The following is a 9119-nucleotide window of genomic DNA, read 5'->3' as shown; positions in this document are numbered from 1 at the left end:
ATCGACCATCGACCATCGACCATCGACCATCGACCATCGACCATCGACCATCGACCATCGACCATCGACCATCGACCGCCGACCGCCGACCGCCGACCGCCGACCGCCGACCGCCGACCACCGACCGCATCGCGCCCCGAAACCCTCGAAACCTCGCACGGGGCCAGACCGGGCACGGGCGGGCGATATGCTAAAATCGCCGAGTTTCCCTCTTCGGCTTCACCTTCCCGCATGCCGCTATCCGAGCCCGTATCCCGTCAGTTGCGCCATCGCCGCGCAATTCGAGCGGAAGCCTACGAGCGTGCCGACGGCTTGTGGGACATCGAAGCCTGCCTGACCGATCACAAGCCGCGCGACGTCGCGCTCGCGTCTGGCGCCAGGCCGAACGGCCTGCCGATTCACGAGCTCTGGCTGCGCGTCACGATCGATCGCGAACTCAATATCGTCGACGTCGACGCGTCGTCCGACTGGGTACCCTATCCCGGTCAATGCGAATCCGCCCAATCCGCCTACCGCGTCCTCATCGGGCTCAACCTCTTCCGCCATTTCCGTCGCGACGTCTCCCGGCTGCTGTCGGGCGTCGCCGGCTGCTCGCACCTGACCGAGCTGTGCGCGGTGTTGCCGACGGCCGCGATCCAGGCGTTCGCGGGCGACGTATGGGACGTGCGCGAGCAATTGGGCGGCCAGACGGACGGGCGAGGCCAGCCGGCCGCGGAGCCGCCGTTCCAGCTCGGCCGTTGTCACGCGCTGCGGTTCGACGGAGAAGCGGTTCGGCAGTTCTATCCGCGTTGGTACGGCGCGAGCCGCCCCGCGCGCGAGGGCTTGGACGGTGCGAAGGAATGAGGGCGAACGCTTGAATCGTCAGAAGAAGCGATCGTCAATCGACTTTTTTTAGCCAACTCACAGACTGAAGGAATCACGCATGAAGATTCACGAGTACCAGGGTAAGGAAATCCTGCGGAAATTCGGAGTCGCGGTACCGCGCGGCAAGCCGGCGTTCTCGGTGGACGAGGCCGTCAAGGTGGCGGAAGAGCTGGGCGGCCCGGTCTGGGTCGTCAAGGCCCAGATTCATGCGGGCGGCCGCGGCAAGGGCGGCGGCGTGAAGGTCGCGAAGTCGCTCGAGCAAGTGCGCGAGTACGCGAACCAGATCCTCGGCATGCAGCTGAAGACGCACCAGACCGGTCCGGAAGGCCAGAAGGTCAACCGTCTGCTGATCGAAGAAGGCGCGGACATCAAGAAGGAACTGTATGTCGGCATCGTGATCGACCGCGTGTCGCAGAAGGTCGTCGTGATGGCGTCGAGCGAAGGCGGCATGGACATCGAGGAAGTCGCGGAAAAGACGCCGGAAGCGATCCACAAGGTCGCCGTCGAGCCGTCGCTGGGCCTGCAGGACGCCGAAGCCGACGATCTCGCGAAGAAGATCGGCGTGCCGGACGCGTCGCTTGCGCAAGCGCGCGAAATCCTGAAGGGCCTGTACAAGTCGTTCTGGGAAACGGACGCGTCGCTCGCCGAAATCAACCCGCTCGTGCTGACGGGCGACGGCAAGGTGATCGCGCTCGACGCGAAGTTCAACTTCGATTCGAACGCGCTGTTCCGTCATCCGGAAATCGTCGCGTACCGCGATCTGGACGAGGAAGATCCGGCTGAAATCGAGGCGTCGAAGTTCGATCTCGCGTACATCTCGCTCGACGGCAACATCGGCTGCCTCGTGAACGGCGCGGGCCTCGCGATGGCGACGATGGACACGATCAAGCTGTTCGGCGGCGAGCCGGCTAACTTCCTCGACGTGGGCGGCGGCGCGACGACCGAGAAGGTCACCGAAGCGTTCAAGCTGATGCTGAAGAACCCGGGCCTGAAGGCGATCCTCGTGAACATCTTCGGCGGCATCATGCGCTGCGACGTGATCGCGGAAGGCGTGATCGCGGGCTCGAAGGCCGTGAACCTGAACGTGCCGCTCGTCGTGCGCATGAAGGGCACGAACGAAGACCTCGGCAAGAAGATGCTCGCGGAATCCGGCCTGCCGATCATCTCGGCGGACAGCATGGAAGAAGCGGCGCAGAAGGTCGTCGCCGCGGCTGCGGGCAAGTAACGAGCCGCCCGCACCTGGCGCTGCGCGCCAGGCCCCCAAGCGGGGCGGGAGGATTCGGGGCAGCCCGGCGTTTTCCCGAGCGCAACATTGAACACGCATGGCGGCGCGGTTTTCTCGCGACGCCGATCGAACAGAGGTCATTACATGTCGATTCTGATCAACAAAGACACGAAGGTCATCACGCAGGGCATCACCGGCAAGACCGGCCAGTTCCACACGCGCGCCTGCCGTGAATACGCAAACGGCCGCGAAGCGTTCGTCGCGGGCGTGAACCCGAAGAAGGCCGGCGAGGATTTCGAAGGCATTCCGATCTACGCGAGCGTCAAGGAAGCGAAGGAAGAAACCGGCGCGACCGTGTCGGTCATTTACGTTCCGCCGGCGGGCGCCGCGGCTGCGATCTGGGAAGCGGTCGAAGCCGATCTCGATCTCGCGATCTGCATCACGGAAGGCATCCCAGTGCGCGACATGATCGAAGTGAAGGACCGCATGCGCCGCGAAGGCCGCAAGACGCTGCTGCTCGGGCCGAACTGCCCGGGCACGATCACGCCGGACGAACTGAAGATCGGCATCATGCCGGGTCACATCCACCGTAAGGGCCGCATCGGCGTCGTGTCGCGTTCGGGCACGCTGACGTATGAAGCCGTGGCGCAGCTCACCGCGCTCGGCCTCGGCCAGTCGTCGGCGGTCGGTATCGGCGGCGATCCGATCAACGGCCTGAAGCACATCGACGTGATGAAGATGTTCAACGACGATCCGGATACGGACGCGGTCGTGATGATCGGCGAAATCGGCGGTCCGGACGAAGCGAACGCCGCGCAGTGGATCAAGGACAACATGAAGAAGCCGGTCGTCGGCTTCATCGCGGGCGTCACGGCGCCTCCGGGCAAGCGCATGGGCCACGCCGGCGCGCTGATCTCGGGCGGCGCGGATACGGCCGAAGCGAAGCTGGAAATCATGGAAGCGTGCGGCATCACGGTTACGCGCAATCCGTCGGAGATGGGCCGCCTGCTGAAGGCAGCGCTGTAAGCATCGGTTTCATCGCCACGAAAAACGCCGGCTTAGCCGGCGTTTTTTGTTATGCTCGCGCAATCGTTCCGTAAGCCTTGCGCCGGGCCGCCCGGCGCGGGCGGAACGCATGCCGGCCCCACTTCCTTCGCTTCGCTCTCATGTTCGAATTCTTCGCCTCGCTCCATTGGGGCGCCGTCGCGCAAATCGTCGTCATCGACATCCTGCTCGGCGGCGACAACGCGGTCGTGATCGCGCTCGCCTGCCGCAACCTGCCCGCGCAACAGCGCGTGCGCGGCGTGCTGTGGGGGACGGCGGGCGCGATCGTGCTGCGCGTGGTGCTGATCGCGTTCGCGGTGCTGCTGCTCGACGTGCCGCTCCTGAAGTTCGCGGGCGGCGTGCTGCTGCTGTGGATCGGCGTGCGGCTGATGGCGCCCGCCGACGACGCGCACGACAGCATCAAGCCCGCCGACAGGCTGTGGGACGCGGTGAAGACAATCGTGATCGCCGACGCGGTGATGAGCCTCGACAACGTGATCGCGATCGCCGGCGCGGCCGAACAGGCGGACCCGGGCCACCGGATCGCGCTCGTGATCTTCGGCCTGCTCGTGAGCATTCCGATCATCGTCTGGGGCAGCACGCTCGTCCTCAAGCTGCTCGATCGGTTCCCGATCTTCATCACGCTCGGCGCGGCGCTGCTCGGCTGGATCGCCGGCGGCCTGATGGTCAACGATCCGGCGGGCGACCGCTGGCCGCTCCTCGACACGCCCGCCGCGATCTACGGCGCGAGCGTCGCGGGCGCGCTCTTCGTCGTGATCGCCGGCTACGCGCTGAAGAAGCGGCGCGCGGCATCGGGCGCGGCGGGCTCCCGCTGACCGACGCACGCGTTTCGCGGCGTCGGCCGTCCGGCCGACTGCCCGCGTCGCCGGCCGCTGGCTACGATCGACACGCCTGCCTCATCCGGCAGGCGTGTTTCGTTTTCGGAGCCTGTCATGAGCGAAGTTCTTTCCGTTTTATCGTCGTTTTCGGCGCGCGTGGGCGGCGTGCGCGCGCTGCGCCGGATGTGGCGCGCATCGAGGCTCGCGGCGGGGCGTGGCCGCGGCTTCACGTTGATCGAATTGATGATCGTGCTTGCGATCGTCGGTGTCGTCGCGGCGTACGCGATTCCCGCGTATCAGGATTACCTCGCGCGCAGCCGGGTCGGCGAGGGGCTCGCGCTCGCGGCGTCCGCGCGGCTCGCGGTCGCGGAGAATGCAGCGAGCGGCGGCGGTTTCGCGGGCGGCTACGTGTCGCCGCCGGGCACGCGCAACGTCGAATCGATTCGCGTCGACGACGACACCGGGCAGATCGTGGTCGCATTCACGACGCGCGTCGCGGCGGCGGGCGCGAATACGCTCGTGCTCGTGCCGTCGGCGCCGGACCGGGCGGACACGCCGACGGCGCGCGTCGCGTTGTCGAAGGGCGTCGTCCAGGCGGGCGCGATCACGTGGGAGTGCTTTGTCGACGGCAAGGCGTCGTCGTCGCTTCCCGCGCCGGGCGCCGGGCCGATGCCGACCGACGCGCCGACCCTGGCCGGCAAGCTCGCGCCGCCGGAATGTCGCGCGTGAAGGGCGGCGGCGGGCGGCGGCGAAGCGCCGGAAGGGCACGGCGGGGTGCGTAGCGAGGGGACGGGGCGAGCGATGGGCGGGGGCCGCGCCGGACGTCGCGGGCATTGGCCGACAAACGGGCCATTGCCGCGGCACCGCATTGGTGCGTGACGCGATGACGAGGTGCGACCGGTGCTCCGGGCCCGCACAGCGGGAGGTTTTTTTTGTATAGTGCGCCGGTTGCTGACACCCGGTTCGCTCATGCCTTCCTCTTTTCTGCGTTCTTTGTCGCTGATCGCGCTTGCAGTCGCCCTGATCCTGCCGTATGCGGTCACGAACCACACGTATCCGATCCCGACCTTCTATTCCGAATTCGCCGCGTTCGCGCTGTATTGGGTGCTCGGCGCGACCGTCGTCCTGCTCGTGAAAGCCGAGCGCACCGCGCAGCCTTTCGCGGCGCCGTTGGCGCTCGTCGCGCCGCTCGGGTTCGGCGCGGTGCTGCTCGCGCAGGTCGCGCTGCTGCCGCTGCGTCAACCGTCGATGAACTGGCTCGCGGTGGGCTATTTGCTCGGCGCGCTCGTCGCGATGCAGTCGGGCTACGCGCTCGCGCGCGCGAACATGGCCGATATGGTCGCGCGGATGATCGCGGGCGCGACCATCGTCGGCGGCATCTTCGCCGTCGCCAGCCAGCTCGTGCAGCTGTTCCATCTGGAGCCGACGTTCTCGCCGTTCGTCGTGTCGTACGGCGTGAGCGTCGACCGCAGGCCGTACGGCAACATGGCGCAGGCGAATCACCTCGCGACCTACATCGCGTTCGCGCTCGCAGGGGCACTCTATCTCGTGCAGACGCGCCGGATGCCAGCGCTCGCGTGGGCGGCGCTGTCGGTGTTCCTGTCCGTCGGGCTCGCGCTCACCGTGTCGCGCGGGCCGTGGCTGCAGGTGGGCGTGATGGTCGTCGCCGGCTTCTGGATGGCATTCGCGCAGGGCCGGCGCGATCCGGCAGCAAGCCGGGCGCGCGCGTGGGCGATGCCGATCGTGCTCGGTGCGTTGTTCGTCGCGGTCAACGTCGCGGTGCGCTGGGTGAACGTGCACTACCACCTCGGCCTTGCCGAATCGGCCGCCGACCGCATGCGCGACGCCGGCCAGATCGCGCCGCGCCTCGCGCTCTGGAAATACGGCCTCACGATGTTCCGCGAGCATCCGCTGCTCGGCGTCGGCTGGGGCGAGTTCCCGATTCACCAGTTCGAGCTCGTGCGCAAGCTGGGCGGCGTCGAGATCGCGAACAACTCGCACGACATCTTCATCGATCTGCTCGCGAAGTCCGGCTTGCTCGGCATCGGCGTGCTGGTGGTCGCGCTCGTCGCGTGGTTCGTACGCGCGCTGCGCGTGCCGCACACGGAGAGCCGCGTGTTCGGCTTCGCGCTCGTCGGCATTCTGCTGATGCACGCGCTGGTCGAATATCCGCAGCAGTACACGTTCTTCCTGCTGCCCGTGATGTTCGTGATCGGCCTGCTCGAGACGAAGCCGCTGCGCGTGCTGCCGGGCCGCGCCGCGTTCGCGTTGTTCGCGGCGCTGTCCGTGGCGGGCCTCGTATCGCTGTATCCGGTGCTGCGCGATTACCAGCGCGCGGAAGTGCTGTACTACGGCACGAATCCGGCCGAGCAGTACCGCGAAAATCCGTCGTTCCTGTTCGGCGCATGGGGCGATTACGGCGCGGCGACGCTGCTCGCGATCTCGCGCGACAACCTACCGGCGAAGCTCGCCGCGCACGAACGCGCGATCGCGCTGCTGCCGGGCGAAACCGTGCTGCGCCGCTACGCGGTGTTGCAGGCGCTCGACGGCCGTGAGGCCGACGCGCTCGACACGGTCGAGCGGCTGCGCGTGTTCGCGGAAGAACTGCACGACTGGCCGGTGCAGCTCGCCGCGCTGTACAAGCTGCTCGACGATCAGCCGTCGCTGAAGTCGTTCAAGGCGGCGCTCGTCGCGACGTACGGCACGCCTGCTTCGACCGTATCGGCAGACGACGAGGAAGACGACAGCGACGATTGATATCGAAGCGCTCGGCGCTTCGGGGCCGGAACCCGCCGCAGGCCGTGAAACCGCCGCTTCTTGTGGCGGTTTTTTATTGGACGGCGCGAAGACAGAGGGGCGCGATTGCGTGATGCGGCACGGGCAACGCGTGACGCGCGATGCGCGGCGGCGCGCTCCGCCGGCTCGTCACGCGCGCGAAACGGTGAGCGCCGCGGCGCCGATGCAGCGAATCGCATCGCGCGCGACGCATGAGCCGGCATCGCTTTGCCGACGTGCATCGTTGGGGTTGGCCGCCGCCGCGAGAATTCGCGACGACGAGAAATCGGCGCGGCGGGCACCCCGAGAGACCGCGCGCAACACGCCAGTCATCCGCCGCGTGCGGGCGATGACGTCAAGCAGTGTCAAATCGCGCCGCATTCGTTCGCGACGAACCGGGATGAACGGATGCGCGCCGCGTCGTTCGGGTATCCTTTGGCGCGGTGTTCACCGACTGGAACGATTTCTTGCCCTGAGAGGAAGCCCATGAAAACGCGTACTCATCGTATTGCCGCTGCCGGCATCCTGGTTGCCAGCATCGTGTCATTGCCGACCGCGCACGCGCAGCTCGGCGATCTACTCAAGCAAGGCGGCGACGCCGGTAACGGCGCGGGCGGCATCGCCGGCGCGCTCGGCAATCTCGGCGGCGCGGGCGGAGCGGCATCGGCAGGCTCGCTGCTCACGCCCGGCAGTACCGGCAACGTCGCGGGCCTGTTGCAGTTCTGCATCAAGAACAACTATCTCGGCGACGGCGGCGCTTCGTCGGTGAAGGACGCGCTGATGGGCAAACTCGGCGGCGGCGTCACGTCGGACAGCAGCTACGCGAGCGGCGCGAACGGCATTCTCGACGCCGGCAACGGCCGCACGCTCGACCTGAGCGGCGGACAGAACTTCAAGCAGCAGTTGACGAAGCAGGTTTGCGACAAGGTGCTGTCGCAGGCGAAGTCGCTGTTGTAAGCGGGACGCCGGCGCCGCGCCGCCGGTGCGGACGACGGGCGATCGGCGTGCGGCTGATGCGCGGACCAAGCGCAATCGAAGCGCGCTGCGCATGCGATGCGCGTCGCGCCGGCGTGCGGCATGGCGCGCGTCGCCCGAAGTCGGGCGCCGGTGCGCAAGAAGAACGGAAAGCCAGAACAAGAATCGGGGTGCGCAATCGCACGGCGGTCGCCATGCGGGCGCCGTCGGTTCGCGCGACGGACGCTGCAGATTGACCAGAACGAACATGAAGACCAAGACGACGTACCTGACGCTTCCTCTTGCCGCATCGCTGTTCGCCGGCTGCGCAGCGCTCGCGCCGCGCGATGCGGCGAAGCTCGAATGCACGATGCCCGTCGCGGTGTATCCGGACAGCGCGAAGCCGCTCGAGCGCCGGGCGACCGTGCTCGTGCGCGCGATGATCACGGCATCGGGCAATGCGGAGAACGTCGCGGTGACGACGAGCAGCCGGAACGCGGCGGCGGATCGCGCGGCCGTCGACGCGATGTCGAAGGTCGAATGCACGCAGACGCCCGCGCGCGGCGGCGAACGGTATCCGTTTACGCTGACGCGGCCGTTCGTCTTCGAGCCGGCGGCGAAGACGGCTCGGTGATGCGGATCGCAAACGTCTGTGGGAAAGGCGGCGAGCGCGCGATATCGTTCCAACTCGAAGCCGCTGTCGGCCGCGACGCGCTCAACGAAGTTGCATGACCCACGCCGGGATTCGACGGTGCGTTGCTCATGTGCTTGCGCGGACGAGATCGATGGCGTCACGCACCCGCTTCGCCGGCCTTCCAATCCCCCGACTTCCCGCCGCGCTTTTCCGTCACGCTCACGTCGGTGATCGTCATTCCCCGGTCGACGGCCTTGCACATGTCGTAGACCGTCAGGAGCCCGACCTGCACCGCGGTCAGCGCTTCCATCTCGACGCCGGTGCGTCCGAGCGTCTCGACTTGCGCGGTGCAGCGCACGCCGGGCAGCGCGTCGTCGAATTCGAAGTCGACCGCGACGCGCGTCAGCGCGAGCGGGTGGCAGAGCGGAATCAGATCGGCCGTGCGCTTCGCGCCCTGGATCGCCGCGATCCGCGCGACGCCGAGCACGTCGCCTTTCTTCGCGCGTCCTTCGCGGATCAGCGCGAGCGTGTCGGGCAGCATCCGGATCGCGCCGCGCGCCACCGCGATGCGCTTGGTCTCCTGCTTGTCGCCGACATCGACCATGTGCGCGTGGCCGGCGGCGTCGAAGTGTGTGAATCCAGACATGTCTTGCTCCGTTAGAGGGCGCCTATCATAGCAGCGCGGCCTGTCGGCCGGCCCGGCCAATCCGACCGCCCCGACCGCCCCGATCGAACCGATCGAACCGATCGATCCAACCGCTTCCACCGATTCAACCGCTTCGAC

Annotated in this window: 10 protein-coding genes and 1 pseudogene; 8 read left to right on the top strand and 3 right to left on the bottom strand. The window is 67.5% G+C overall.

Annotation, left to right across the window (positions count from 1 at the left end; genetic code table 11):
- Positions 1-233: pseudogene (locus WS91_RS35585) on the bottom strand (hypothetical protein); the annotation flags it as partial.
- Here WS91_RS35585 and WS91_RS07070 point away from each other — a divergent pair.
- The 6 genes from WS91_RS07070 to WS91_RS07045 all read left to right on the top strand — a co-directional run bounded on the left by WS91_RS07070 (position 232) and on the right by WS91_RS07045 (position 6729).
- On the top strand, positions 232-843 hold the full coding sequence (locus WS91_RS07070; protein ID WP_059647230.1) for a DUF2889 domain-containing protein: 612 nt from the start codon (positions 232-234) through the stop codon (positions 841-843). The pseudogene WS91_RS35585 and the gene WS91_RS07070 overlap by 2 nt on opposite strands.
- A 64-nt stretch (positions 844-907) precedes the next feature.
- Positions 908-2089 (top strand): ADP-forming succinate--CoA ligase subunit beta, encoded by a 1182-nt coding sequence (gene sucC / locus WS91_RS07065; RefSeq protein ID WP_268811010.1) that lies wholly within the window; start codon positions 908-910, stop codon positions 2087-2089.
- A 144-nt stretch (positions 2090-2233) separates the two neighbouring features.
- On the top strand, positions 2234-3115 hold the full coding sequence (gene sucD, locus WS91_RS07060) for a succinate--CoA ligase subunit alpha (protein ID WP_038713009.1): 882 nt from the start codon (positions 2234-2236) through the stop codon (positions 3113-3115).
- A gap of 140 nt (positions 3116-3255) precedes the next feature.
- Positions 3256-3969: a TerC family protein gene (locus WS91_RS07055; protein ID WP_038751703.1), complete on the top strand. Its 714-nt coding sequence runs from the start codon at positions 3256-3258 to the stop codon at positions 3967-3969.
- Positions 3970-4155: 186 nt separating this feature from the next.
- Positions 4156-4701, top strand: coding sequence for a type IV pilus assembly protein PilA (gene pilA, locus WS91_RS07050; RefSeq protein ID WP_081989928.1), 546 nt, complete (start codon positions 4156-4158; stop codon positions 4699-4701).
- A gap of 240 nt (positions 4702-4941) precedes the next feature.
- Positions 4942-6729 (top strand): PglL family O-oligosaccharyltransferase, encoded by a 1788-nt coding sequence (locus WS91_RS07045; protein ID WP_059669989.1) that lies wholly within the window; start codon positions 4942-4944, stop codon positions 6727-6729.
- Positions 6730-6897: 168 nt separating this feature from the next.
- On the opposite strand, the gene WS91_RS07040 is transcribed toward WS91_RS07045, so the two are convergent.
- Positions 6898-7128 (bottom strand): hypothetical protein, encoded by a 231-nt coding sequence (locus WS91_RS07040; protein ID WP_059669988.1) that lies wholly within the window; start codon positions 7126-7128, stop codon positions 6898-6900.
- A gap of 105 nt (positions 7129-7233) precedes the next feature.
- On the opposite strand from WS91_RS07040, the gene WS91_RS07035 reads away from it, so the two are divergent.
- Positions 7234-7704, top strand: a complete 471-nt coding sequence (locus tag WS91_RS07035; RefSeq protein ID WP_038751692.1) for a DUF2501 domain-containing protein — start codon at positions 7234-7236, stop codon at positions 7702-7704.
- Positions 7705-7969: 265 nt separating this feature from the next.
- Positions 7970-8335, top strand: a complete 366-nt coding sequence (locus tag WS91_RS07030; protein ID WP_059669987.1) for a TonB family protein — start codon at positions 7970-7972, stop codon at positions 8333-8335.
- Between the two features lie 157 nt (positions 8336-8492).
- On the opposite strand, the gene moaC is transcribed toward WS91_RS07030, so the two are convergent.
- Complete coding sequence (moaC, locus tag WS91_RS07025) at positions 8493-8981, bottom strand: cyclic pyranopterin monophosphate synthase MoaC (RefSeq protein ID WP_038751717.1); 489 nt, start codon at positions 8979-8981, stop codon at positions 8493-8495.
- Between the last annotated feature and the right edge of the window lie 138 nt (positions 8982-9119).

It is taken from the genome of Burkholderia sp. MSMB1498 (assembly GCF_001526245.1).
Lineage (GTDB): Bacteria > Pseudomonadota > Gammaproteobacteria > Burkholderiales > Burkholderiaceae > Burkholderia > Burkholderia savannae.
Note: the sequence above shows the minus strand (reverse complement) of the source record. Positions and strands in the feature narration are given on the sequence as shown.

Bases quoted from the DNA above. Each gene is read 5' to 3' on its own strand.
- WS91_RS07040 (WP_059669988.1), bottom strand. From the start codon at position 7,128: ATGCGGCGCGATTTGACACTGCTTGACGTCATCGCCCGCACGCGGCGG.
- sucD (WP_038713009.1), top strand. From the start codon at position 2,234: ATGTCGATTCTGATCAACAAAGACACGAAGGTCATCACGCAGGGCATC.
- WS91_RS07070 (WP_059647230.1), top strand. From the start codon at position 232: ATGCCGCTATCCGAGCCCGTATCCCGTCAGTTGCGCCATCGCCGCGCA.
- WS91_RS07045 (WP_059669989.1), top strand. From the start codon at position 4,942: ATGCCTTCCTCTTTTCTGCGTTCTTTGTCGCTGATCGCGCTTGCAGTC.
- moaC (WP_038751717.1), bottom strand. From the start codon at position 8,981: ATGTCTGGATTCACACACTTCGACGCCGCCGGCCACGCGCACATGGTC.
- pilA (WP_081989928.1), top strand. From the start codon at position 4,156: ATGTGGCGCGCATCGAGGCTCGCGGCGGGGCGTGGCCGCGGCTTCACG.
- WS91_RS07055 (WP_038751703.1), top strand. From the start codon at position 3,256: ATGTTCGAATTCTTCGCCTCGCTCCATTGGGGCGCCGTCGCGCAAATC.
- WS91_RS07030 (WP_059669987.1), top strand. From the start codon at position 7,970: ATGAAGACCAAGACGACGTACCTGACGCTTCCTCTTGCCGCATCGCTG.
- WS91_RS07035 (WP_038751692.1), top strand. From the start codon at position 7,234: ATGAAAACGCGTACTCATCGTATTGCCGCTGCCGGCATCCTGGTTGCC.